At 28.9% G+C, this 26,669-nt stretch carries 23 protein-coding genes and 1 tRNA gene; 19 read left to right on the forward strand and 5 right to left on the reverse strand.

Annotated elements, in window-relative coordinates; all coding sequences use genetic code 4:
• The first annotated feature begins 10 nt into the window (after positions 1-10).
• The 5 genes from SCHRY_RS01850 (at position 11) to SCHRY_RS01870 (ending at position 4,132) form a co-directional block, all read left to right on the forward strand.
• A complete protein-coding gene (locus SCHRY_RS01850; RefSeq protein WP_016338776.1) occupies positions 11-1,321 on the forward strand; it encodes a thymidine phosphorylase in 1,311 nt (436 codons plus the stop codon).
• Positions 1,322-1,464: 143 nt separating this feature from the next.
• Positions 1,465-2,202 carry a segregation and condensation protein A gene (locus SCHRY_RS01855; RefSeq protein WP_016338777.1) on the forward strand — a complete coding sequence of 246 codons (738 nt, stop codon included), beginning with the start codon at positions 1,465-1,467 and terminating at the stop codon, positions 2,200-2,202.
• Between the two features lie 15 nt (positions 2,203-2,217).
• Positions 2,218-2,766, forward strand: a complete 549-nt coding sequence (gene scpB, locus SCHRY_RS01860) for an SMC-Scp complex subunit ScpB (RefSeq protein WP_016338778.1) — start codon at positions 2,218-2,220, stop codon at positions 2,764-2,766.
• Position 2,767: 1 nt separating this feature from the next.
• Positions 2,768-3,517: a pseudouridine synthase gene (locus tag SCHRY_RS01865; RefSeq protein ID WP_016338779.1), complete on the forward strand. Its 750-nt coding sequence runs from the start codon at positions 2,768-2,770 to the stop codon at positions 3,515-3,517.
• A 15-nt stretch (positions 3,518-3,532) separates the two neighbouring features.
• Positions 3,533-4,132 carry a deoxynucleoside kinase gene (locus tag SCHRY_RS01870; RefSeq protein ID WP_016338780.1) on the forward strand — a complete coding sequence of 200 codons (600 nt, stop codon included), beginning with the start codon at positions 3,533-3,535 and terminating at the stop codon, positions 4,130-4,132.
• A 41-nt stretch (positions 4,133-4,173) separates the two neighbouring features.
• On the opposite strand, the gene SCHRY_RS01875 is transcribed toward SCHRY_RS01870, so the two are convergent.
• A complete protein-coding gene (locus SCHRY_RS01875) occupies positions 4,174-4,737 on the reverse strand; it encodes an inorganic diphosphatase (protein ID WP_016338781.1) in 564 nt (187 codons plus the stop codon).
• Between the two features lie 131 nt (positions 4,738-4,868).
• Between SCHRY_RS01875 and SCHRY_RS01880 the strand changes: the two genes are divergently transcribed.
• Positions 4,869-5,570 carry an ECF transporter S component gene (locus SCHRY_RS01880; RefSeq protein WP_016338782.1) on the forward strand — a complete coding sequence of 234 codons (702 nt, stop codon included), beginning with the start codon at positions 4,869-4,871 and terminating at the stop codon, positions 5,568-5,570.
• A gap of 52 nt (positions 5,571-5,622) precedes the next feature.
• Here the strand turns inward: SCHRY_RS01880 and SCHRY_RS01885 are convergent, their stop codons facing one another.
• A complete protein-coding gene (locus SCHRY_RS01885; protein ID WP_016338484.1) occupies positions 5,623-6,690 on the reverse strand; it encodes an IS481 family transposase in 1,068 nt (355 codons plus the stop codon).
• Between the two features lie 120 nt (positions 6,691-6,810).
• Between SCHRY_RS01885 and SCHRY_RS01890 the strand changes: the two genes are divergently transcribed.
• The 4 genes from SCHRY_RS01890 (at position 6,811) to lon (ending at position 11,720) form a co-directional block, all read left to right on the forward strand.
• A tRNA-Arg gene (locus tag SCHRY_RS01890) sits at positions 6,811-6,887 on the forward strand.
• A gap of 101 nt (positions 6,888-6,988) precedes the next feature.
• Positions 6,989-7,744 (forward strand): DUF3196 family protein, encoded by a 756-nt coding sequence (locus tag SCHRY_RS01895; protein WP_016338783.1) that lies wholly within the window; start codon positions 6,989-6,991, stop codon positions 7,742-7,744.
• A gap of 96 nt (positions 7,745-7,840) precedes the next feature.
• The gene (gene tig / locus SCHRY_RS01900; protein WP_016338784.1) at positions 7,841-9,130 is read left to right on the forward strand and encodes a trigger factor; all 1,290 of its coding nucleotides are present in this window, start codon (positions 7,841-7,843) and stop codon (positions 9,128-9,130) included.
• A 268-nt stretch (positions 9,131-9,398) separates the two neighbouring features.
• Positions 9,399-11,720, forward strand: a complete 2,322-nt coding sequence (lon, locus tag SCHRY_RS01905; protein WP_016338785.1) for an endopeptidase La — start codon at positions 9,399-9,401, stop codon at positions 11,718-11,720.
• A gap of 33 nt (positions 11,721-11,753) precedes the next feature.
• On the opposite strand, the gene SCHRY_RS01910 is transcribed toward lon, so the two are convergent.
• Positions 11,754-12,752: an Abi family protein gene (locus SCHRY_RS01910; RefSeq protein ID WP_016338786.1), complete on the reverse strand. Its 999-nt coding sequence runs from the start codon at positions 12,750-12,752 to the stop codon at positions 11,754-11,756.
• Positions 12,753-12,888: 136 nt separating this feature from the next.
• On the opposite strand from SCHRY_RS01910, the gene mreB reads away from it, so the two are divergent.
• From mreB to rpsU, 4 genes are all read left to right on the forward strand, one after another.
• Complete coding sequence (mreB, locus tag SCHRY_RS01915; RefSeq protein ID WP_016338787.1) at positions 12,889-13,929, forward strand: rod shape-determining protein; 1,041 nt, start codon at positions 12,889-12,891, stop codon at positions 13,927-13,929.
• A 97-nt stretch (positions 13,930-14,026) separates the two neighbouring features.
• A complete protein-coding gene (locus SCHRY_RS01920) occupies positions 14,027-14,977 on the forward strand; it encodes an L-lactate dehydrogenase (protein ID WP_016338788.1) in 951 nt (316 codons plus the stop codon).
• A gap of 105 nt (positions 14,978-15,082) precedes the next feature.
• A complete protein-coding gene (locus SCHRY_RS01925; RefSeq protein WP_016338789.1) occupies positions 15,083-16,330 on the forward strand; it encodes a replication-associated recombination protein A in 1,248 nt (415 codons plus the stop codon).
• A 98-nt stretch (positions 16,331-16,428) separates the two neighbouring features.
• Positions 16,429-16,593 (forward strand): 30S ribosomal protein S21, encoded by a 165-nt coding sequence (gene rpsU, locus SCHRY_RS01930; protein ID WP_016338790.1) that lies wholly within the window; start codon positions 16,429-16,431, stop codon positions 16,591-16,593.
• Positions 16,594-16,626: 33 nt separating this feature from the next.
• Here rpsU and SCHRY_RS01935 read toward each other — a convergent pair whose 3' ends face one another.
• Together SCHRY_RS01935 and SCHRY_RS01940 are read right to left on the reverse strand one after the other, a co-directional pair.
• Positions 16,627-17,589 carry a GMP reductase gene (locus SCHRY_RS01935; protein WP_016338791.1) on the reverse strand — a complete coding sequence of 321 codons (963 nt, stop codon included), beginning with the start codon at positions 17,587-17,589 and terminating at the stop codon, positions 16,627-16,629.
• Between the two features lie 79 nt (positions 17,590-17,668).
• Positions 17,669-18,394 (reverse strand): hypothetical protein, encoded by a 726-nt coding sequence (locus tag SCHRY_RS01940; RefSeq protein ID WP_016338792.1) that lies wholly within the window; start codon positions 18,392-18,394, stop codon positions 17,669-17,671.
• A gap of 371 nt (positions 18,395-18,765) precedes the next feature.
• Here SCHRY_RS01940 and SCHRY_RS01945 point away from each other — a divergent pair, with 371 nt between their 5' ends.
• The 5 genes from SCHRY_RS01945 (at position 18,766) to SCHRY_RS01965 (ending at position 26,490) form a co-directional block, all read left to right on the forward strand.
• Positions 18,766-20,997, forward strand: a complete 2,232-nt coding sequence (locus SCHRY_RS01945; RefSeq protein WP_016338793.1) for a glycoside hydrolase domain-containing protein — start codon at positions 18,766-18,768, stop codon at positions 20,995-20,997.
• Positions 20,997-23,771: a hypothetical protein gene (locus SCHRY_RS01950; protein WP_016338794.1), complete on the forward strand. Its 2,775-nt coding sequence runs from the start codon at positions 20,997-20,999 to the stop codon at positions 23,769-23,771. Before SCHRY_RS01945 ends, SCHRY_RS01950 begins: the two co-directional genes overlap by 1 nt.
• A 12-nt stretch (positions 23,772-23,783) precedes the next feature.
• Entirely contained in the window at positions 23,784-24,818 is a 1,035-nt protein-coding gene (locus tag SCHRY_RS01955) for an acyltransferase family protein (protein ID WP_016338795.1), read from the forward strand.
• Between the two features lie 108 nt (positions 24,819-24,926).
• Positions 24,927-25,646 carry an ATP-binding cassette domain-containing protein gene (locus tag SCHRY_RS01960; protein ID WP_016338796.1) on the forward strand — a complete coding sequence of 240 codons (720 nt, stop codon included), beginning with the start codon at positions 24,927-24,929 and terminating at the stop codon, positions 25,644-25,646.
• The gene (locus SCHRY_RS01965; RefSeq protein WP_016338797.1) at positions 25,627-26,490 is read left to right on the forward strand and encodes an ABC transporter permease; all 864 of its coding nucleotides are present in this window, start codon (positions 25,627-25,629) and stop codon (positions 26,488-26,490) included. Before SCHRY_RS01960 ends, SCHRY_RS01965 begins: the two co-directional genes overlap by 20 nt.
• Positions 26,491-26,669 lie beyond the last annotated feature (179 nt).

The raw sequence follows: 26,669 nt of genomic DNA on the forward strand, positions 1-26,669 counted from the left end.
GATAGATAATATGGATATTTTAAATTTCATTGAAAAAAAGAAAAATGGTCAAGAATTAACAAAAGAAGAAATTCATTATTTAATTTCTGAATATACAAATGGGATTATTCCCGACTATCAAATGGCGGCTTTTTTGATGGCGGTTTATTTTCAATCAATGTCAGCCAAAGAAATCTTTTATTTAACTGAGGCAATGGTTAATTCAGGGGAAACATATGACTTATCACAAATCCCTGGTTTTAAAGTGGATAAACATTCTTCTGGGGGTGTTGGTGATAAAGTTTCATTAATTTATGGACCTCTTGTAGCTTCATTTGGCTTAAAAGTTGCGAAAATTTCTGGTCGTGGTTTTGGTCATACTGGAGGCACAATTGATAAATTAGAAAGTTTTCCAGGATTTAAAACTAATTTTACTTTCGATGAGTTTGTTAAAATCATTGAAAAAACTAATATGTCAATTATTTCTCAATCACAAGAAATTGTTCCTGCTGATAAAAAAATTTATCAATTACGGGATGTAACAGGAACTTCTGATTCATTGCCATTAATTGCTTCAAGTGTAATGTGTAAAAAAATTGCCACAGGAAGTGATGGGATTGTTTTAGATGTTAAAAGTGGTAGTGGGGCTTTATTAAAAAGTAATTCAGAAGCTCGTGAATTAGCTCAGATTATGATTGAATTAGGTTTGGATTTTAATAAAAAAGTTGCAGTTATTATTACCAATATGTCCCAACCATTAGGACATACGATTGGTAATTTAATTGAAATTTTTGAGGTTTTAGAAGTACTACAAGGACGAGGGCCACAAGATTTAATTTATATTAGTTGTAAAGTAGCAGCTTTAAGTCTTTGCCAAGGGGGGATTTTTGATAATCTAGATGAAGCCTTTGCTGCTTGTGAAACGCGTTTAAAAACCCCAGAGCCATTAAATTATTTTAAAGCTTTTATTAAAGAACAAGGGGGAGATTTATCAATTATTGAAAATATAACCACAATTGAAAATTTATTAAAAGTAAGTAATGTAATTGAAATTAAAGCAAAACAAGATGGTTATTTAGAAATCTTTAATACTAGTGAACTTGGGTTCTTAGCTTCGCGTTTAGGAGCTGGGCGTAGCGAAATGACCGATGAAATTGATCATGGAGCAGGAATTTATTTAAATAAAAAACATGGTGATGTCGTTAAAAAAGATGAAGTTATTATGACATTATACACGAATCGTTACCCAACCCAAGTAATTTATGAATGACCAGATAAAATTTATCGGATTGTTGAAAAAGCTCCAAAAGAACAAGAACTAATTTATGACATTATTCAATAATTAATAACAGACTTTGAGTATATCAAATAAAATGATATACTCTTTTTTGGCAGTTATTATTTTTAATCAAAATATTTCATTATTGCAAAAATATCGTTATTATTTAATTAAAGAGATTATTAACTAAGAAAGGAAAATTGGCAATGGAGCGCTATGAAGTTAATTTAGAACAATTTACTGGCCCATTAGATTTATTATTACATCTGATTAAGGGCAAAGAACTTGATATTTTTACAATTAGTTTAGCGCAATTGACCGATCAATTTACTGGTTATTTAGCTAATGTTAATGACCTTAATATTGAAATGGCATCAGAGTATTTGTTGATGGCCAGTTATTTAGTTGAAATTAAGACTAAGTTATTAATTCCAAAACAAGAAGTGGAAATTGAAGATAACTACGAAACTGATTTACGCAATGAATTAATTGCCCGATTATTAGAATACAAAAAAATTAAAGAAGTAACAAAGTATTTTAAAGCACAACATGAACAAGGTCGCCAGTATTTGTCAAAACCAAAAACAATTATTAAAGGTAACAAAGTTCCTGATGAACAATTACCATTATCTCCAAAAATTAATGTTGATAAATTAGCTAATACTTTTTTAAAAATGCTGGAACGAATTAATTTACAACGTCCCTTACAATCAAATATTGTGATTAGCGAAGTGTCTCCAGAAGATATGGCGGTTAAAATTGTCCAGTTAATGGGGGTGACAACAAAGACATGATTACTAGAAGAATTATTAAGTCATTTTGAACCAACTCTACAAATATTTGTTGCTTGTTTTATTGCTTTACTTGATTTAGCGCGAAGTCAAAAAATTGTGATCGAACAATCAGATCATTTAGAACAAATTTATCTTACTTTTCAGGAGTAACAAGGAGGAAAACAGATGAATAATGCAGAAAAAATCGCTTTATTAGAAGGTTTATTATTTTTAGTTGGCGATGAAGGAATTATGTTAGATGAAATTTGTGAAGTTTTAGAGTTAGAACCAAATGAAGTAACGTTATTATTAACTGAGTTAGAAAAAGAGTATCAACAAAATACTCGTCGTGGTTTTATTATTACCAAATTTGCCAAAAAATACCGCTTAACAACCAAAAAAGAATATTATAGTTTTTATTTAAAATTAGCTAATAATAAATTTGAAAGTAAACTATCACAAGCCGCGTTAGAAACATTGGCGATAATTGCCTATCGGGGACCAATTTCTAAACCAGAAATTGAGGATTTACGGGGCGTTAATTCCGATAATGTTATTCACAAATTAAAAGCACGTGAATTAATTAAAGAAGTTGGTAAAAGTGAAATTGCTGGGAAACCAATGAACTATCAAGTAACCGAAGAATTTTTAAAGGTTTTTAAATTATCATCGTTATCAGAGTTACCAGAATTGCAAGAAACAAAATTAGAAGATGATGAGGAGTTATTTAAATAAGATGGAACGTTTACAGAAAGTTATTGCCAATTCGGGCTATTGTTCCCGACGAAAAGCAGAAGAGTTAATTTCCGCTGGGAAAGTAACAGTTAATGGGGTGGTTACAAGTGAGCTAGGAATAAAAGTTGGACCATACGATAAAATTGCAATTAATAATAAACCATTGCAAAATATTAACCGTGAAAAAGTTTATATTATGTTAAATAAACCACGAAATTGTGTGTCAACAATGTCTGATCCCCAGCATCGTCGGACAGTATTAAGCTATATTCAAGGGATTTCCCAACGAATTTATCCAGTTGGTCGTTTAGACTATGATACTAGTGGGTTATTGTTATTAACAAATGATGGTGATTTTGCTAATATTATTACTCATCCTAGCCATGTTGTTGATAAAACATACCATGTTTTAATTAATGGGGCCATTAGCAAAACAGAATTACAACAATTAGCGCGTGGGGTGGAAATTGAACCAGGAATAATTTCTAGTCCGGCAACGGTAAAATTATTAAACTATGCTGACAAAACAAATAATGCTGTTGTTAGTTTGACAATTCATGAAGGAAAAAAACATCAAGTTAAAAGGATGCTAAGTGCGGTTGGCAAAGAAGTTTTAAAATTAAAACGCGTTGCAATTGCCTTTTTAGAATTAGATGAAACACTTCGTCCTGGGGAATGAAGGCATTTAAAACCAAAAGAAGTTAAACGCTTTTTTGGGTTAGGTGTGATAGCAAAACCGAAAAACAATTAGTGGAGGATTAAATAAATGAAAATTACGTTAGCGGGTGTTGTTGGAGTTGGTAAATCAACAATTAGCCAAATGCTAGGAGCAAAACATAATTATCTTGTCATGGATGAACCAGTTGAAGAAAATCCTTATCTAGATGCATATTATCAAGACCCAAAAGCAATGGCCTTTAAAATGCAAGTATATATGGTAATGGCTCGTAGTAAACAGTTAAAACAGGCCAAAATTACCCCAAATATTATTTTTGATCGTAGTATTTTAGAAGATGCAATTTTTGTTGATGTTCTTTATGAACTAGGTTATATGAATGAAGTTGATTATAAAGTCTATATGGAATTTTATAATATTGTTGTATTAGAAAGCTTATATTTAGATGACCAAATTAAACCAGATTTAGTTGTTTATTTACAAGTTGATCCGAGCATTGCGATTGAACGGATTAAAAAAAGAGGGCGTGCCAGTGAGCAAGCAGTTGATAAGGCATACTGAATTTTACTAAACCAAAAATATGAAGAATGATATCAAAAAATTAAAGATAAATTCAATGTTTTAATTATTAATGCCAATAAGAAAACCCCAGAAGAAATTGTTAGTTTAATTGAAAAGGAAATAAAATAAAAGGATTTATTAGTATAATAAATCCTTTTATTTTATTCAAATTAAGCTTGACCAAGTCCTTTTTCTTTTCAAATAGCCATTACTTTTTCTTTACCTTCTGTTTCTAAAATTGTTTTATATTCTAAATAACGTTCTTGGCATTCCTTGATTTCTTTTAAAGCTTGGTCTAAACCACTTCAACCATTAATGTGTACTTCTTTTTTTTGCAAGGCTTTATATTGTAAAAAGAAGTTTTCAATTTCATCCTTTAGATGCTGAGGAATGTCATCTAATGTTTTTATATGTTTAAAACGCGGATCATCATTAACAACACCAATTAGTTTAGTATCAATTTCACCATTATCAATCATATTAATTGTTCCTAAAACACGAATATTAATTTGACAACCTGGGACAGTTGGATAAGTAATTAATGAAATGACATCTAATGGGTCACCATCTCAGTCTAATGTATTTTCAATAAATCCATACTCACCTGGATAAAAATTAGCCCCATATAAGACACGATCTAAGAAGATACGACCAGTTTTACTATCATATTCATATTTGTTGGCGCTACCCTTGGGAATTTCAATAATAACGGGTACGATGTTATCTTTTTTCATTTTTTTCCTTCTTTCTTTTTAATTCTAAATATTAATATAACATATATAATTAAATTATATTACGAAATTGCCATTTATCTTTCGAAAAAAATCAGTTATAATTAATAAAAATCAAAAAAGGAGCTAAAATAATGCGCCAAAAATATCAGCAAATTTTTAAAATTAATAGTAGAAAAATTGTTAGTTTAGCCATTATTGTGGCGTTATATGTTTTATTATCATGAATCAGTAAACTAATTAACTTATCAATTTTTCCGGCTGCCCCATTTTTAAAAATCGAATTAACAGATTTTATTTTTTTAATGGCTTTAAAAATTATTGGATTGTTTTATACCTTATTTATTACAATTGTTGTTTCGTGATTACGAATCCTATATTTGGGGGATTTGCCGATTGATGTTTTTGCCCTAATGCTAGCTGATCTTGTTTTTATTATTTTGTTTTGAGGATTAACATTCCTGTTTAATAAAATCATCGCTAACCAAAAAAATAGCAAAAAACTTGAGTATTTATCGTTAAGTTGTGCCTTAGGTTTAGCAACAGTTGGGGTTAGTTTTATAATGGCCTTTTTTAACTGATTATTTATCTTACCAATGTATGGGGCTTTTATGAATTACCCCCCTGAAGTAATTACTTGATTTAAGGGAATTTTGATTCCAATTTTAGTGCCATTTAATTTAATTAAATTTGGGATAAATGGAGTTTTTTTTGTAATGATTTATCGGGCTGTTGTTATTATTGCCCAGCAATATCACCATCGTCAATTTAATCAAGCGCCAAAACGATTTCCAGTTTATTCAATCCTTGATTTTTCCGAAGAATTATACTGTTAAAATTCTCGTAAATAAAAGGAAATTGTAAGGTACCATAGACATTTAAGACCAGTTAGTCTTTTAAAAATTTTAACACAGCTTCAGCAGGTGTTAAAAGATTTATGCTCTTATGTCGTCGAATATTGTTATAATAATTTAGAAAGATTTTAATTTGTTTTTCAATATCATCAATTTCCTTAAGATATCTTGGTAAATATTCAAAAAACTTATTTCAGTTACGATGAAATCTTTCAATTTTCCCATTTGACTGTGGGGAACGCACTGGAGTTGTCTGATGAGCAACTCCTTTTTTATTTACTGCTTTTGTAAATTCACTTTTTCGATGAGCATAATTTGAACGATGATTATATACATATTCAGTTCCATTGTCTGTTCGAATTCTCTTAATGTTAATGCCAATATTTTTAAATTCAAAATAAGCTTTTTCAAATAGTTTAGCAGCAATATCTTGTGTTTTATGCGCAGAAACATAAGCCACTGCATAACGTGATTTTTCATCAATGTAATCAAAAATATACAAATCTTTTTTGTAACCTGTCATATTTTTAGTTAATATTTTAACATCATGTTGAACATGTCCTAATTCGGGCATTTCATAACGTTGATATATTTTCTTTATATTTTTACGCTTAGAATAATTATTAAATGTTTTATCTCATTTTATTAATGTTTTAATGTTATGTTTAATTGGCATATTTTGGTAGGTAAAATAATTTGCTAATGTTAAATTATAAAACTCATATATCCCTGTGCCATATTTTTCTCGGTATGTTTTAATCATCTTAGCAATTTTTCTTTTATATATTTTACTATAATGATAATGAATAGTTTTTGGTCGTGTTGAAGTCTTTTTAAATCATTCAAAATCATAAGAATTTAATAAAAATTCTTTAATTTTATTTGATCATGTATAAAATGTTTGTTTGCCTTTATAAAATAATTTAATTAACTGGTTTAATGAGTGACTTTTTAAATAGTATTTATGGCATAAATTAAAATAATTTGACAAATGATGATAGATATAATTTGTTTCTTTAGTTGGTTCAACACGCCCATACCACTTTTTAAAACCACGATGTAATTTATATAATTCATTTTCAGTAATAATACTTGTTATCATTTTTAATCCTCCTAAATTTATTCTAAAGAATTTAGTGGTCTTAAATGTGTGTGGTTTTTACATAAATAAAAGGAAATGATATTGAAAATTATCTGGGATATGTTATGATATTTAAGATATGCCCACGTAGCTCAGTAGGATAGAGCATGCGCCTTCTAAGCGTAGGGTCGTGAGTTCGAATCTCTCCGTGGGCGCCATTAAATTGAAAAAAACAAAACCTTATTTAGAAAAAATAAATAAGGTTTTATTTTGGTTAAATATTAATTATAATAATAACAACAAGAAAAGGGGAATGGTGATGGGACAAGATAATTACTATGATGAATTATTATCAACAATTAAAAATTTAATTGCGCAAGGACAATATCAGAACGCCCAAGAAAAAATCAAGGATGAATTAGCAATGCCCTATGTTCCTAACCTGGTTGAAAAAGAATTAAAAACTTTGGCGAAGGTGATTACTAGCCAAATAAAATATGATAAAGACCTTGATAACCCTTGAACGCCAGCTAAAATTACCGCAGTTTTAACTCAACCCTTATTGTCAGTTGATGAATTTTTAATGGTTGTCCCAATTTTACAAGCCCAAAATTTACGAAATTTTTTACCAATAATTACAGAACTATTAGTTAATCCAGCCATTGCTGATCCAATTAAAGTTCGCGTATTATTTCTGTTGCAAGAACAAGAAATTACAACCCCAATCAAAGTTGTTAAAAAAAAGATGACTTTCACAACTACCCCTGATAAATTAAAATGGACTTATGATGATGATAATCATCAAACGATGATAAAATTATTTGATGAAATAGTTTATAATGACAACCCTAGTTTATACCACTTATGTTTAAACTTATTAGAAGCTTATTATCTATATCGCTTCCCTGATTCATTAGCAACGCTTGAGATTCCTGTTTTAACGATTGCGATTATTACTCAAGCCAATAAGATGCTTGGCGTTGATTATGCATATCAACAATTAGCCAGTCGTTTTGGTGTTAACCCCCAATTAGTGGCTGATCATGTTAGTGTTCTTAGCCAAATTGATTTTTAGGATTATAACCAAATGTTTTAAAAAAACGAAAATTAATTTATATAAATTAGACTTTTTGTTATAATTGTAAATGTGTAAAAGAAGGTAGGTAGTTATATGAAATTTAAAGCAGAAAAAATCCTTGCAAAAGGGATTGGAAAATGAACTGTAACAATTGATGGTAAAGAATGAACAGACTATGTAAAAAAAGCTGAACAAAAAGCCGCTAATGAATTAGAAATCCCAGGTTTTCGGAAAGGAAAAGTTCCGGCTGATTTAATTAAAAAACATTTAACAGAAGCAAAAATTTTAAACAGTGCGCACCGTTTAGTTGTAAATAAAGCTTATGAATTTGCGTTTAACCAAAAATCAGATGTTCAACCATTTTCATCACCAGTTCCAACTGTTAAAAAATTAAGTAAAGAAGAATACATTTTGGAGTTAGACTTTGATTTAAAACCAGAAATCACAATTAATCGTTATACAGGGTTTGATAATATTAAAAAAGAAAAAGTTGGTGCTAAAAAAGAAGATATTGATCGTAGTATTGACCAATTACGTGATCGCTTTGCGATTCATAAACCAAAAGATAGTGGAATTGAAAAAGGTGATACAGTAATCTTTGATTTTGAAGGTTTTGTTAATAATGAACCATTTAAAGGTGGTAAAGCAACTGATTTTACTTTAGAAATTGGTAGTGGGCAATTTATTCCAGGTTTTGAAGATGGGATGATTGGTTTTAAAAGTGGTGAAGAACGTGATCTGCAAGTAACATTCCCTGCCGATTATCATATTGAAGAATTAAAAGGACAACCAGCAGTATTTAAATTAAAAATTAAAGAAGTAAAATCAAAAGAATTACCAGAATTAAATGATGATTTAGCAAAAGATATTAATTTAAAAGGAATTGATACTTTAGCAAAATTACGTGAACATGTTGAAAATAACATTAAAGAACAATTACAAAAACAAGAATATGACCGTTTTATTGGTTTACTATTTCGCGAAATTGTCAAAGATTCAAATATTTTAATTCCAGAATCAATTATTAAAAAAGAAGCTAACCAATTAAAAAATGAATTTAAACAAAAATTAACAGCACAACAAATGGATATAAAAACATACAAAGAACGTTCAGGTTTAACTGAAGAAGATATTTATGAAGAATTATTCAAAGATGCTAAAAATCGTTTAGAAAATGGTGTTATTGTTGATGCGGTTTTAAATAAAGAAAAATTTGATATTAATCCAACCGAAATTGATGAACAATATGAAAAATTAGGAAAACAATTTGGAATTGATGGAAAAACTTTAAAAGAAGCCAAATTAATTTCAGAAGAACAAGTAAAAGAACAATTAATTCATGATAAAGTTTTTGCCTTTTTATACGAAAAAAATGGTAAATAGTTTTGATTAAAACTATTAAAAGAGAATTTTAATAGTTTTTTCTTTTTAGTTATTTTTTTAAGTTTGGAAATAAAGTAATTGCAAAATAATAATATTTTGATAGAATAAAAAAACAACAAAAAATATTTAAAAAATTAGCACTTTAATATTGCAAGTGCTAATTTTTTTGTTATAATTCAAGTGTAGTTCAGAAAGTATTAAACTAATTAAAAATAGGATAGAATTAGTTTAATATAAATGAATATTTAACAAGAGGAGGTATTTTGAAATGGAATCAAAAACAACACAATTAAAGGATGTGCCAGTATTAATTACAAGGGGAAGTTATATTTTTCCAGGGTTTGAACAAGTCCTAGAAGTTGGCCGTGATAAGTCAGTTTTGGCTGTTAATAAGGCAAATAAAGAATTTGATAACCATATTGTTTTAGTTAGCCAAAAAAAACCATTAGAAGATGATCCAAAATTATCAGAAATTTATCGGATTGGTGTTTTAGCCGAATTAAAAATTCGTAAGGTTTGAGAAGATGGTAGTTTAACTGTTAATTTTAAAGCAGTTGATCGCGTTAAAATTTTAGAATTACGCGAAGGTGAATATTATGCGGCTGATATTGATATTTTAAAATCTTTTGTTAAATCAGATGATAAAATTGCTGAAAAAATCACAGCAAATATTAAAGAATTAATGGAATTACAAGATATCTTACCAGAAGATTTATTAGATCAAATTGGTGATTCAGTTGATGGTAATGAAGTTGTCGATACAATTGCGCAGTTTTTACCTTTTATTCCCGTTGCTAAAAAACAAGAAATTTTAGAACAATTAGATGTTGAAAAACGTTTACAAATTATTTTTGATCATTTAGTTAACAAGCAACAAGTTAATGACATTGATAATAAAATTACAAAAAAAATTAAAGAACGTGTTGATGAACAACAACGCGAGTATTATTTACGGGAAAAATTAAAAGCAATTAAAGATGAACTTGGTGAATTTGATGATGCCGCTGATGACATGAAAATTTACAAAGAACGTTTAGAAAAAGAACCATTCCCAAAAAACATTAAGGAACGAATTGAGCAAGAAATTGCTCGTTATGAATCATTACCACAAGCATCTAGTGAATCAAATATTATTCGTACATATATTGATTGAATGATGCAAGTACCATGATGAGAAAAAACTGATGAGAAAAATGATTTAAAATTTGCGAAAGAAATTTTAGATAAATACCACTTTGGTTTAGAAAAAGTTAAAGAAAGAATTGTTGAATATTTAGCTGTTAAATCAATGACTAATTCATTAAAAGGCCAAATTATTTGTTTAGTTGGGCCCCCAGGGGTTGGAAAAACTAGTTTAGCAAAATCAATCGCTGAAGCAACTGGTCGTAATTTTGTTAAAGTTGCGTTAGGTGGAGTAAAAGATGAGTCAGAAATTCGGGGACACCGTAAAACCTATATAGGGGCAATGCCTGGTCGAATTATTCAATCAATGAAACGAGCAAAATCAACTAATCCATTATTTTTATTAGATGAAATCGATAAAATGTCATCAGATTATCGTGGTGACCCCGCTAGTGCCATGTTAGAGGTATTAGATCCAGAACAAAATGCCGCTTTTTCTGATCACTATTTAGAAGAAAGTTATGATTTAAGCAATGTAATGTTTATTGCAACAGCAAACTATTATGATAATATTCCGGAAGCATTAATTGACCGAATGGAAATTATTCAATTATCTTCATATACTGAATTAGAAAAATCACATATTGCCAAAGATTACTTAGTACCAAAAGTATTAAGCAATAATGGTTTAGCTGATGGTCAGTTAACAATAACTGATGAAGCAATTAATGAAGTAATTAAACATTATACACGTGAAGCTGGAGTTAGACAATTAGAACGAGACTTAAATGCAATTGCTCGTAAATTTATTGTTAAATTCTTAAATAAAGAAATGACAAATCTAACGGTAACAGCTGAAACGGTTAATGAATTATTAGGTAAACGTCGTTTTGAACACACTGAAAAAGAACAAGAATCACAAGTTGGAGTTGTAACTGGTTTAGCTTATACCCAATTTGGTGGGGATATTTTACCAATTGAGGTAAATAGTTTTAATGGAAAAGGAAACTTTGTTTTAACCGGGAAACTAGGAGATGTGATGAAAGAATCAGCATCAATTGCCCTTGACTATGTCAAAGCCAATGCTGATAAGTTTGGTTTAGATTCAAAATTCTTTGAAAATCATGATATCCATATTCACGTTCCGGAAGGAGCGGTACCTAAAGATGGTCCATCTGCAGGAATTACTTTAACAACAGCTATCATTAGTGCGTTAAGTAATCGTCCTGTTTCACAAGATATCGGAATGACCGGAGAAATTACGTTACGTGGTCAAGTCTTACCAATTGGGGGATTACGTGAAAAATCAATCTCTGCCAACCGTAGTGGTTTAAAAACAATTTTAATTCCAAGTAAAAATGTCAAAGATATTGATGATATTCCAAAAGAAGTTCAGGAAGCTTTAAAAATTATTCCAGTTTCGACATATGATGAAGTCTTTAAAAATGTTTTTGGTAAATTAGAATAACATAAAAAAACATTGCTATATAGCAATGTTTTTTTATGAAACATATGTTTTATGAATAGTAATATATTTTAGGATTTCTAATCAATTTGCTGGTCAATTCATTGCATCTTGATTAGTTAACATATCATTTATAAAATTGAAATTTGGAATTTTTTCTTCAACCCCTTTTGTTAATAACTGATTTAACTGGTAGATAAAATGTTTTGCTTGACTACGGCTTAGTAAATATACAAGAAAAATTGTTAAGATAAAAGTATTATAGTTATTATTGATGACATGATTCATGACAGTTTGATAGTGGTCAGGGTTTTTAATAATTCCTAATAAAATGTTATTTAATTGTTGAGTTTCTTCTTCGTCAAGATTGATAAAGAAACGATACATGCGATCATAATGGGCAGTAGCATTACGAAATAAGCGCATAATATTGTTGCAAACAAATAAAAAGTCTTTTTCATTATCAAAATAAAAGTTTTTTAAAATTGTTGTTTTATCCTTAAAGATATGCATCATTTTAATTGCCTCATTTAAGTCAATAAAATTTATAATAATAAAAAGGGGATATAATTTCACTTGATGGTAAGGTTTTAAGTAGGTTGCGCCTAAATAGATATGTTTTTCAATAATTCGAATAATATTATCTTGGGCATTTGGATTAGGGTAAAAATAATCAAATTGTTTCAAAATATTTGGACATTCAATATTCCCTTGGATAATGATATTTGAACGTAATTTATGTTCAAAATAACCAAAAAATTGGTAGTATAAAGTTGCTAAATTACGATCAAAATAATAAATTGCTAAAATATCTTTTTCTGTTAAGGGGGCAATTAGCCGGTTATTGTTATCTAAAAATTGGGGAATAAAAGTATGGAATAATCGGAAGTAACCATAATTGGTAATAATATGGGCTAATTCATTTTTATTTGTAATTTTAAATCCTCTTTGTTCCAAAAAAGTAATTTGCTGATTAATATCGATAAATTCTTCACCATTAATGGCATGATTATTAATTAAATGCTTTTTGCTCATTGACATTACTCCTTGCTCATAATTATTATAACTGATAATTAATTACTTACCAAAACAATAACTTAATAATTTCTTTATTTTAATATTGTTTTAACCTTGAAAAACGATATAATAAAAGTTAAGGAGGAATTGGCGCATGGCAGTATTTAGTACAAAAAAACCTAATTTCATTTCAATGGATTTAGGGACATCGTATACCTTAGTTTATGTAGCAGGAACTGGTGTTGTTTATAATGAACCATCAATTGTTGCATACCGAATTAAAGATAACCATATTATTGCAGTCGGAAACGAGGCTTATAAAATGATTGGAAAGGGTAACAAGGCAATTAGAATTGTTCGCCCAATGGAAGATGGAGTTATTACTGATATTCGTGCTACGGAAGCACAATTAAGATATATTTTTAATCGTTTACGTATTGCAAAACAATTAAAAGGTTCAATTATGTTATTAGCATGTCCATCAACTGTTACTGAGCTAGAAAAAAATGCTTTAAAAAGAATTGCGACTAATTTAGGCGCAGATAAAGTATTTGTCGAAGAAGAGGTTAAAATGGCTGCCCTTGGTGGCGGAGTTGATATTTATAAACCAGTTGGTAATTTAGTAATTGATAGTGGGGGAGGAACCACTGATGTTGCTGTTTTATCATCAGGAGATTTAGTTTTATCAAAATCAGTTAAAGTAGCTGGCAATTTATTTAATGAAGAAATTTTAAAATATATTCGTAGTCAATATGGTTTGGAAATTGGAATTAAAACGGCTGAAATAATCAAGATTGAAATTGGTTCATTAGCAAAATATTCTGATGAACGAAAAATCAAAATTTATGGTCGTGATATTGTTTCTGGGTTACCTCGTGAAATTGAAGTTGGGCCAGAGGAAATTCGTGAAGTTCTGAAAGTCCCTGTTTCAAGAATTATTGATTTAGTTGTCCAAGTGTTAGAAGAAACACCACCAGAATTAGCGGGAGACATTTTCCGTAATGGGATGACAATTTGTGGTGGGGGAGCCTTAATTCGCGGAATTGATAAGTATTTTGAAGATACATTACAATTACCAGCCAAAATTGGGGAACAACCATTATTAGCCGTAATTAACGGAACAATTAAATTTGAATCAGATATTTTTGAATTGTTACGCCGTGAACACACAAAACAACAAGAATTAAATTATTAAAATGAGAATTTTTCTTATTTTAATTTTTATGATATTTAGTGTAGAATAAAAGGCGGAGAAAAGTAGAGTAAAGAGATAGTAATGGAGAGATATTAGTATGAAAAATCGTAAAGTAGTTTTAGTTGGGACGGGAGCTGTTGGAACATCTTTTGTGTATTCAGCGATTAACCAAGGAATTGCCCAAGAATATGTTTTAATTGACGTTAATGTTGATGTCGCTGAAGGGCAAGCATTAGATTTAGCGGATGGAAATGCTTTTTTACCACATTCATTTGCAAGTATTCGTGTTGGTACATATAGTGACTGTCATGATGCTGATGTAATTGTTATTACAGCTGGTCGTCCACAAAAACCAGGGGAAACAAGAATTGATATGGTGGCTGATAATGCCAAAATTATGAAAAGTATTGCCTTAGAAATTAAAAAATCAGGATTTAGTGGAATTACAGTTGTTGCCGCGAATCCAGTTGATATTTTAACAACAGTGTATTATGAAGTAACTGGTTTTGATAAACATAGTATTATTGGGTCAGGAACAAGCTTAGACTCAGCACGTTTACGTCGCTTAGTGGCTGAAAAATTAAATGTAGGAGCAAAAGAAGTTTCTGCTGTCTTAATGGGAGAACATGGTGATTCATCAACCCCAATTTGAAGTACAGCCTCAGTAATGGGAAAACCGATTGCACAGTATGTTGCCGAAGGAAAAATTACCGAAGCACAGTTAGATGAAATTACTCATGATGCAATTCATATGGCTTATAAAATTATTGAGAAAAAAAGAGCAACATTCTATGGAATTGGAATTGTGTTAGCTGATATTGTTCGAGCTGTTGTTTGTGATGAAAACAAAGCAATGATGGTTGGGGCATACTTAGATGGAGACTTTGGACACAAAGGAATCTATACGGGGGTACCAGCAATTATTAATAATAATGGATGATCACATATTATTAATTGAAACTTAACAGCAAAAGAACAAGCTGGTTTTGATGCTTCATGTCAACAGCTAACTGAAGTTGTTAACCATGCGCGAGCAGCAATTAAATAAATTACAAACATATACATTAGTATATGTTTTTTTATTTCTTGGTGAGTAAAATGTAGTAGAATCATAGCCGTTATGATATGCTATTATTACAAAAGAGGTGAAAAAATGCAACAGCCTTTGGCATATTTATTAAAACCAACAACAATTGAAGACATTATTGGTCAAGAACATTTGTTACATGAAAATGGCTTAATTCGCCGAATGGTTGCGAAAAATTATGTCTCATCATTAATTTTTTATGGGGAACCAGGAATTGGCAAGAGTAGTTTAGCATTGGCGTTGGCAAATGATTTAAAAATCCCTTATGCGTTTTTTAATGCCGAAATTGATAAAAAACAAGATTTAGAAAAAATTTTAACAACAGCAAGTAAGAATGATCGTTTTATTGTTATTTTAGAAGAAATCCATCGGATGAACAGGGATAAACAAGATATTCTATTAAAATATTTAGAACAAGGTAATATTTTAATGTTTGCTTGTACAACAGAAAATCCCTTTTTTGTCATTAATCCCGCGATTCGCTCCCGAGCTAATATTATTAAATTAGAACGGATTAGTGCCCAAGAAATGGCTGATGGATTGCAACGTTTAATTACTAAGCATCCGCTTTTACAAAATTTAAAAATTGGCTCTGATAGTATTAATATTATTGCCAAGGCAACGAGTGGTGATTTGCGCTTAGCGTTAAATATTTTAGAATTATGTTTAAATTTATATGATGGGATTGAAATTACCCCTAAAATTTTAAAAAATATTATTCCGAATGCTAACTTATTAAATAATGCTGATGGTGATGAACATCATGATTTAAAGTCGGCTTTACAAAAGTCAATCCGAGGCAGTGATGTTGATGCCGCTCTTTATTATTTTGCCCGCCTATTAGCAAGTGGAGACCATGAAGCATTAATGCGCCGAATGTTAATTATGGCATATGAAGATATTGGCTTAGCCAATCCGGCGATTGCGATTCATGTTAAAGCAGCAATTGATGCTTTTCGCCAAATTGGATTACCAGAAGGACGGATTCCTTTAGGGTTAGCAATTGTTGAAATGGCCTTAAGTGAAAAGTCAAATAGTGCTTATTTAGCAACCGATCAAGCTTATGAGGATGTTCTGAGTGGCAAAGAGTTTAAAATCCCATTACATTTAAAAGATACCCATTATAAATCAGCCAAAAAATTAGGGGCTGGCAAGGGTTATAAATATCCCCATGATTTTCCTAATGATTATGTTGAACAAACATATTTACCTCCAGAAATGGAAGGGGTTAAATATTATGTTCCAAAGAAACATAGCATTTATGAAAAACGAATTAATGACCTTTATGAAATTTTTACCAAGAAGAAAAAATAATTATTATTTTACAATAAAAATTAAAATAATTGGTTTTAAAAAAAATATATGATAATATTAAGTTGTTAAATTTAAAAATAGATTTTAGGAGTGAAAAGATGGCAACTGTTGTTGTAAAATCAGGAGAACCATTAGATAAAGCATTAAAACGCTTTAATAAAGTTTCTTCAGTTAAACGTAAAGAAGCACGTAAACGTGAACACTGAATGAGCAAGAAAGAAAAAAGACGCTACAAACAAGAACAATCACGTAGTTTTCGATAAAAAAAACCTTTTGAAAAGGTTTTTTTTTTTTTTTTAAAAGTTACTATCTTTTAAAATTACATAATCAACTTTTTTAATGGCTTCAACATCTGTTCCCCCAGCGTAAGAAATTGATGATTGTAAATCTTCAGTCATTTCTTGTAATGTTTCAAATATACTTCCACGAATTTCAATTAATTCTTTTTTTCCTTCAACATAGCGTTTTTCACTTTTATTGTATTCACTAGCTGAACCAAAATATTCTTTATATTGGATTCCATTTTCTTCAACCTGGCTTCCCGGTGATTCTTGGTGCGCAGCGAATAAACTTCCCACCATACAGAAAGTTGCTCCCATTCTGATTGATTTAGCAATATCACCATTAACGCGAATTCCACCATCAGCAATAATTGGTTTTGAACTTCCTTTACTACATCATTTGACAGCTGATAATTGTCATCCCCCAGTTCCAAAACCTGTTTTTAGTTTTGTAATACAAACTTTTCCAGGGCCAATCCCAACTTTAGTTGCGTCAGCTCCTCATTGCTCTAAATCACGAACAGCTTTAGGTGTTCCAACGTTTCCGGCAATAATAAAAACGTCTTTTCCCATTTCTTTACGAATATGATCAATCATATCCCGAACGCTAAAAGCATGACCATGGGCAATATCAATTGTAATGTAATCAGGAATTAAATTTTCCGCTTTTAATGTTGAGACCAATTGATAATCTTCTGGTTTAACCCCAACTGAAATGGAAGTAATTAGATTTTTTCCTTTCATATTACGAACAAATTTAACTTGATCGACATTAAATCGATGCATAATATAAAAATAATTTTTTCCCGCTAATTTTTGACATAATTCTTCATTAACAACAGTTGCCATATTGGAAGGAACAACTGGTAAATTAAAAGTATGTTTTCCTAATTTTACTTTTGTATTACATTCACTACGTGATTGGACAATACATAATTCTGGAATTAACTGAATATCCTCATAATCAAATGCTTTCATTTTTTCACCTCACTATTTAACTTTATCATAAAATTAAAAGCAAAAAATTATTTAATCATAAATTATATAATTATTTTTACTAACGATATTTATCTATAATACGATAGAGATGTCAAAAAATTGATAAATAAAGAATGGTATTAATTAGATGACGAATTAATTGGTAACTAAAAGCAAAAGCAAAAATACCACCATTAAAACCTTGAAACAAACTATTATTGTTATGAATATAGTCATTGGGATTTCCAACTTTAATTACAAAAATACTTAAACCAAGCGATGTAATAATTCATGATATTAACATGATTAAAATAACATGGCTAAAATATTTTATTTTAGTTATTGTTGTTGGTTGCTGTAAATTATCTTGAACGCTATAAGATGAAAAGATTAAACATGGGAAGGCAAAAATAAAATTTAGAAAAATAGTATTTAAAATAAATGTTTCTCAAACTGCTAAATAAGGTGGCCATGTTAAAAAAGAAATAATCAGAAAAGCTAAAATAAAAAAAAGCGTTTTTAAAAAACCAAAAAGATAACCAATGATAAAAAAAGGAATATACACTAAAATAATATCAAAAGGATAAATTGTAATAACCATAATGTTACTTAAATATTGAAATAAAATGTTTAAGGCTAATAGAAAAGCCATTATTATAATTTGGTTTAATTTAATTTGAAAAGCAAAATGAAATTGAAAATATTTTCTTATTGTTTTTCCTTTACATGTGAAAGCAGGACTAGAAGGATTTGCGGGCTGCTCAAGATCAAAAGCCTGAGGTTTTAGGACCTTTCTATTTTTCATATTTAATTGTTCCTTTCAGAAATTTAATAATCTGCCATTATTGTATCATTTATTTAACAGCTAAAATATTATTTTCTTAAAATCAAATTTTCAAGCAAAAAAAATTAAATAAACAGGGATTATTAGAAAATTATAATACTGTGGCTTTCCTTTTAAATTACGCCTATAAATGTTAAAAAGAAAAATATAGAAATAATATTTTTTAACCAAATCAGAAAAAGAATATTGTTAATTATTTACTTTGCAATATTTTCCACCAACCAACTGATTTATTTGCATAATTCCTTATTGTTAATTGAAAATAGTTTTTGCTTATGATAATATTTTTTTGCTATTTTATTTATTAGCATATGATTTTAGGAGTTTATTTTATGAGAAAACAAGTATTAATCTTGGCTGCTGTAACAACAGTTATTTTTTTACCTACTCAAGTGACAAGTTGCTTTTTTAAGCTAGCAACATTAATCACAGCAAGTGAACGAAATGATAATTTTCAAACAGGTTATGTCAGCCCTCAAAATTTACAAGCAGATGAATCACAGCCAATTCATACTTTTTTTGGTGATCCGTATCATTTATATTCAATGTATAATGTGGAAAAAAGTACTGTTCAAAATGGCTTATGGAGTCCGGATAATAATTGACAATTTTATGGTAATTATCATCAGCAATTAACATATTTTAATAATCAGACAAAAGTTAAAATGTGGCGAGATGAAACTAATTATGCTCAACTGATTGTAGTTAATAAAAATAAAGCTTTAAAAAATGTGACCTACAAAATTATTAATAAAGATAATGCTGATCTTGCAGCGAATGCGAAATTTTTGGGCTTTACTTATTCGCAAAACGAAACTTCTAAGCAATCGCAATGAGTAACAATTCCAACTAAACAACCTCAACGAGCACCTGATTCTTTACGATATGATAATTTAGGAATTTTACCAGTACAAAGAGTACAACCGCTGTGATTGACTTTTAAAAGTTTTGATACAACTAAACCGGGTAATTATAATTTTGATGTTGAAATTTATGCCGATGATGTTTTATTAACAACAAATCAGTTAACAGTTGAAGTTGCTTCACAATTATTGGTGAACGATAATACGTTTGCAACAGGGGGATCTTATTCACCATTTGCTTCTTCTGCTGTATATGGTGAAAAAAAGAATATGTTTATTAATGTTGATGCAAAAAAGGAAAATAATATCTTACTTAATACAAATGCGGTTGTGCGGGGATTAGATTTTTTATCAACTGAACATAAAAAATATGTTGAAAAAGAATTATTAGATTTACGAGCAGCAGGCCAAACATACGTTACAGGTAATGTTGATCAGTTTTATAATGCGGATCAAGTTAATTATTATCGTGGGGGAACAAATAATGGTTTAGTTAATTGATACCAAACTGATGACAATTGTTCACCATTTTCGACATATTGTGACCAAAGTATTAATAGTACATGACAATTTGATTTTAGTAATTTTAATACTTATTTTGAATATGCCCAAAGTTTAGGTTTTACTAAACTGTGAGCGAATGCTTTTGGTAATAATTTTGATGATACTCAAGCAAATCCATCAGGAACTTTTCCGCATTATGCGTTAAAAAAAGATGGTTCGAAGAAATTATTTTGGGATAAACTATATTATTATTCAAACCGTGGTCGTGATGCCCAACTTCAATTTTTGCAGGCATTTGCTAATAATATAAAAGCTCACCATTGAGAAGGAAAAATTTACATTATTTTTGATGAATTATCAGCTAATGGTTTTAAGTATTATTATGATCTGTTCAAAGTTGTTGACCCTGATCATAGTATTTTTAAATTTCAATACTATGCAGGATGAAAGTGAGCAACTGATTGAAATAATCCCGCTTGAGTTGATGCTTTATATGGTAATGTTAAAAATGAATATACAATTGATGATTTAGTTTTAGAAGGTTATAAAATTCAATCAAATTTATTTGGGGATAATTTACCAATATCAACTTTACTCCAAAAAACAAATGAACTAGCAAATTCACGCCGTAAAAATGGTTTATCAACAGAAATGTATACAACACAATATACCTATCCATCAAGTAATATTTTATTTGATTATGGCGAAAATTTATGAGGTCCAATTTTTAGTTATGCCTTAGGGTTAGATGGTTATGAAAAATGAGCTTTTAATTACTGATTAACATGATCTGGTAAGGGTGAAAAGGCATTATATACTAATCCGGATGAATTTGCTTATGGTTCATTGAATCAAGAGGAAAGTGTTTATGGAATGCCAGTTGGTCAAAATTTTATGATTTATCCAGCACAATCCGATAGTTACCAATTTGTTTCTTCAGTACGATGAGAATTAATGAAATATGCAGTTCAGCAAGTATGAAAAATTAATCAATTAAAAAAAGATCCGGCCAATAATCTTAAAATTACAGCGTTATTAGATAATTTGATTTGACCAAAAAATCCAACTCAAGGAATACCAATTTGATTTGATCAATATTATAAATTTGTGCAAGATTTTTATTCTGAAAAAACAAGTAATAAGGTTACAACAAGAGAAATGATTCAGTTTTTAAAAGCAATAGGAGATTTATATTAATGTGAAAAAATAAAAGATTTATTACTGGCTTTAGTTTGCTATTATTATCATTCTTTATTTGCGGTTTTTTTGTGATATTTGCTAGTGTTAACACTGTGATGATGCAAAATAACCACACTAAAATTACAGGTTTTCAAATTTTTCAAATAATAAACAATAATTTTAAAACCGGCTATGTTTCGATTCCTGGTTTTATTTATGTCATTATTTATGGTAGTATCAATTCCTTTGCTTCTTTTAGTTTAGGTTATTGATGAACTTTAAAATTTAGTTTAATTTTTGCAATGTTTTTTGCACCCATTTTATTTCTAAGTGCTATGGTAGTTTTAACAAAATACTTTGCCAAAACTAATTTTAAATTTCAGACTTTTTTAATTAAAATTCATCATTTTTTTAGTTATAAATATCTTTTTATTTTTTTAATTATTGTTTCATTAATCCCTAATTTAGTTTCACCATTCTTTAATAAAACTAATTTTAACCAAAATCCAAATGTCTTAGTTCCTTTTGATTTAGCAAAGATTAGTAAGCCAAACTCTTCAGAGGTATATTTGGGGGCTGATCAACAAAAATGAGAAACAATTTTTAGTGCAACAGTAATTAAATATTTACTACAGTTTGATGAAACGGGAACCTTTAATACAAAAGAAATATTACTCGAATACTATAAAGAAGATAAATTAATTAATTTATCAACAATTGAGGATGGTGATTTTATTAGCGTTATTGCTGTTAGTAACAAAGATGCTAAAACGGTGATTAATCAATCACAACAGTTACAGTATCAAGTTTTTAATACGACAGTTGATTTAACCTTAGTAAATGCTTTACCCCCGGTTTCAAAACAAGTGGCAGCTTTAAATGCAACAAAAGTAACGCAAGATGAGATTAAAAACACATTATCACCAATTATCGTAACTTTATTACAAGAAAAGAATCAAGGTATTAGCCAAGCAGATTTTACTCTGACCGTTTATCAAAAAAAAGATGCTAATACAGAAATTAATACTATTAATATGAGCGATAAGTCAATAATTTTATATTTGATTATAAGTGCCGATAGTCATAGCGTAATTTTACAAGGAAAAACAAATTATTTAACAATTATTTTTCCAGCCATTGGTAGTACAAAAATTGATTTATCAATTATTAATGTTCTTCCTGACCAAGAAGTACCAATTATTGTAAATGATCCAAAACAAGTTTCTCATGCTAAAATTATTAATAATTTGCAATATCTTATTAATCCAATTGTTTTACAGTTATATCATAAAATAAGTACTAGTGATTATAGTATTGAAATTTATCCTAGTTTAGAAACAACAACCCCAATTACAATTCTTGATCTGTCAAAGGAAGTAAAGATTTATGTTCAAATTAAAGCTAACAACAATAGTTCAGTAATTATGGGTAAAACAAATTATATTGCTGTCAAATTATTGCATGCGACAAGCGAAAAGACTAATTTAGCAAAATTAATTATATTATCACCATTACCGGAAGGAATCATAGCAAAAGATGTTAGCGTTGTTAATCATGATGAAATCATTTTAGGATTAAAACAGCATCTTTTAAATGAGATACAAAAAATAAATTATGATGCTGTTACTAGTGATTATACGTATGAAATATATAATACTTTAGATGAAAAAGATATTGTGACAACTGTTAATATGGTTGAAAGTGGAGTTAGATTATATTTAAAAGTTTTTGCGAAACCAACAAGCAATCAATTAACTGGTAAAAGTGACTTTTTAGAAGTTTATTTTCCCGCTGCCATTGGGATTAAAACAAATCTAGTAGATATTATAAATTTAAATCAACCCGAGAATGGGATTAGTGCTTCTAATCCAAGCGCTGTTACATACCAAGAAATTTTTGCGGCTATTAGCCCTTTAATTTTAGCAACTTTAATTGAATTCAATCCCCAAACAATTAAGGCAGATTATACATACCAAATTTATAACTCTCGTAATGCTACAGATATTGTAACAACTGTTGATATGAGTAAATCATATGTTAATATTTTTGTTAAACTCACTGCTGCCACAACTTCAACACACTGAGAAGGAATTAGTAATTATTTATTAGTGAAATTTCCTTTAGCAGTCCAGGGGAAATTAACAATTAGTAGTATTGCCACAATTGAAGCTCCGAAAGAAGGAATTATAACAAATATTCCTAGCGGAGTTAAACATAATGAAATAACGGCAGTTTTAGATCAGAGTGTTTTAGCGGAGATCCAAGCAATCAGTAGCAATGTAACATCAGCAGATTTTAGTTATGAAATTTATCGGGATGAAATAGCAAGTGAGCCAATTACATTAATTGATATGAGGATGGCAACAACAGTTTTTGTAGTTATCCGTGCTGGGGCAGATAGCACATGAATAAAAGATCAAAGTCAAATTATTGCCGTGGCATTTCCCCCAGCGATTAAGGAAAAAACAGATTTAATTAACTTAACAGCAATTGAAGCTTTATCACAAGGAATCCAAGCTGTTAATACGCAAGCAGTTACATATCAAGAAATTTATGATGCAATCAAAGGCAATGTTTTTGCGGCTGTTAAATTTTTGGACCCAGCAGTTAGTGAAGAAGATTTTACATTTGAAATTTATAATTCACGAAGTGCAGGGGATATTGTAACAACAGTTGATATGAGTATATCTTGAATTACGTTGTATTTTAAAGTTGTGGCCGCTAAAAATAGTCAAGAATTAAAGGGAATTACTAATTATTTACCAGTTAAATTTCCTTTAGCAATAAAATAGAAAGAAGAAAATATGAAACAATATTCAAATTTAAATTTATTAAAAATTGTTGCTGTTTTATTTGTGATCAGTCAGCACACAATTTCATCATTCTTGTATAAAAACACAGCTTTAACTACTGCAATTTATCCAATTTTATTTAACAATAATACCTTATTTGCATTATTAACCGGTTATTTTTTAATTAATGGTAATACTTTACGAAGCAAATATTTACAAATTTTGCTTTATGGTTTACCATTATTATTAATTCATGGGTTAGGGGCAATGAATTATTCATTACCTCCCCAGTTAGCTTTTCAAAATTTTATTCAAGCAACCTTTGATGATAGTTGATATTATTATTCAATTATTATTATTTATGTTTTGGCTCCTTTTATTGCACATTTTTATCAAACAAATAAAAATGGTAAATATTGAATTGTAACATTATTTATTGTATTTACAACAATTATTGTTTTAACAAATGTATTAACAAAAATTAATAATAGTTTTAATTTAAGTTTTATGCCAAAAATGAGTTATGCCGGTTATTTCACTGATATGAGCTTTGTTAAATTGTTCATCTGATTTCAAATTGGAACGTTATTAAAAATTTATAAGTTAGCAGATTATGCTAAGCATAAATGATGAAAATTAAGCATTTATATTTTATTAGTTCCAATTTGTTATTTTTTATCATATTATAGTTTTACAACTGGTAAAAGTGATTTTGAAAAAATTTGTTCAGCTTTTAGTCTTGTTTGAACAACTTTATTTTCAATTGCTTTATTTGGATTATTTTCGGCAATGCCATTTAGCTGCTATACAATTGATGTTATTGCCGAAACAACATTAGTAGTTTATTTATTACATAAGTTACAAATTTATTGATTAACAAAATACTGAACAGGGCCATTTGCAACACGTAATATTGTTGGTTTAATTTTAATTCCAATTGGTTTTATTTTTTGAAGTGGGGTTGGCTATTTATACAATCGAACTCTTGGAAAACAAATTACAGGTTTAGTTTATAGATGGGATAATAAGTTTTTGCAAAAAGGTTAGTTAAAATAATAAACACATAATTTATTCTATCTCTCAAAATTAAGAAATTGACTAATTTATTTCTTTAAATTATAATTGTATTATAAATTTAGAAGAGGTATAGATACAATGGAAACAATTGTTGAGATTAAGAATTTATCAAAAAATGTTAGGAAACGACAAATTTTAAAAAATATTAATTTAACAATAAAACAAAATGATCGCATTGCAATTGTTGGGGCGAATGGGGCTGGAAAATCAACTTTAGTTGAAATAATCTCTGGTTCAACATCAAAATCACAGGGTGAAATTAAATATAATTTTAAAGGTAAGCAATTACGCCGGGCAATTGGAATTCAGTATCAACAAGGGGATTGACCACCAGGGATTTCGGCGAATGATGTTTTAACATTTAATCGCATTTTAAAAAATAATATGTATAACTTAGATGAATTAATAGATATTTTTGAAATTAAAGATTTTTTAAAACAGCCTTTAAAAAAATTATCTGGGGGTCAAAAACAACGTTTTAATGCACTATTAAGTATTATTGCTAACCCAGAACTATTAATTTTAGATGAACTATCAACTGGTTTAGATATGAATATTCAATATAAAATTATTGACTTTTTTAAACAGTTTTTTAGTGAGAAAGATAAAACCTTATTAATAATCTCACATAATTCAGAAGAAATTGAATTATTAGCAAATCGGTTAATAATTATTGAAGTTGGAACAATATTTTTAGATAAACCAATTGATTATATTATTAAAAAATGGGGATCAGTCCGAAACCTGATGATGAGTTATTTTAAAGGAGATTTAATTAATGAAAAAGATCGATTTTAAAGCAACAACTAATAGTTTTGCGGCTGTTTTATATATTTTAAATAAGAGTTTTATTAAAACTCCAAAAGGATTTTTATTTACCTATATTTTACCGATCATATTTTTAGTAATGTTTAAATTTATTTTTAATTCAATTGTTTTTGTTCCGGGTAATGATGAGATTAATCTGTTAATCAAGCAAGTAAATCTTCTTAGCTATACCTTATTACCATTAACTACGATGTTAATTTTATTATCGTCTTCAATTGTTGAATGAAAAAATTCAGTCTTTTTAAAACGGATTGAAAATTCAGGAATTAGTAAAATAGCTTTTATTTTAAGCCTATGATTTTTCTATTTTATCATTTCCCTATCAGGATTAGTTTTATTATTTTTAATTTCTTTACCACTAGGGGGACAAGAATATCTTTCATCATTTAAATCAATGGGGTGGGGATACATTATTTTCGGTATTATTTTAATTTCATTAGTTTCGATTGCTTTATCTACTTTTATTGGGGGAATTACCTCGAATGATGGTTTAGTCCAAGGGTTAGTGGTTGGAGTATTTTTCATTTCAGTTTTTATGGCCGGAATTTTATTATCCCCAGCAATGATTATTAAAAGTGATGTTACCCGTTATATTACCTATTTTATCCCTTTTAAACATCCAGTTTATGTTTTCCTATATGGTGCATATGGTAATGCCCCAATGGATAGTTTTGAAGCAATTTATAATCACAGTAATTATACTAGGGGTTATGATTATACAGCTGTTTGACAGCCCATTTTAATTTCTTTAATCCTTATTTTTGCTTTATTGGGATTATCAACTAAAACATTTCGTTGAGCTGCTAAAAAATAACGAAAATCTTATTTTAAAATATTATTTAAATTCATCAACTGTTTTAATTGTTAATTTTGTTTGATATTACCAATAATTTTGTTACCATATTGTTCCTTGTTTTCGAAATGTAATGTACCATAGACATTTAATATCACTAAATTCTTTAGAATAAATTTAGTAGGATTAAATGTGTGTGT

This window comes from Spiroplasma chrysopicola DF-1, assembly GCF_000400935.1.
Classification (GTDB): domain Bacteria; phylum Bacillota_I; class Bacilli_A; order Mycoplasmatales; family Mycoplasmataceae; genus Spiroplasma; species Spiroplasma chrysopicola.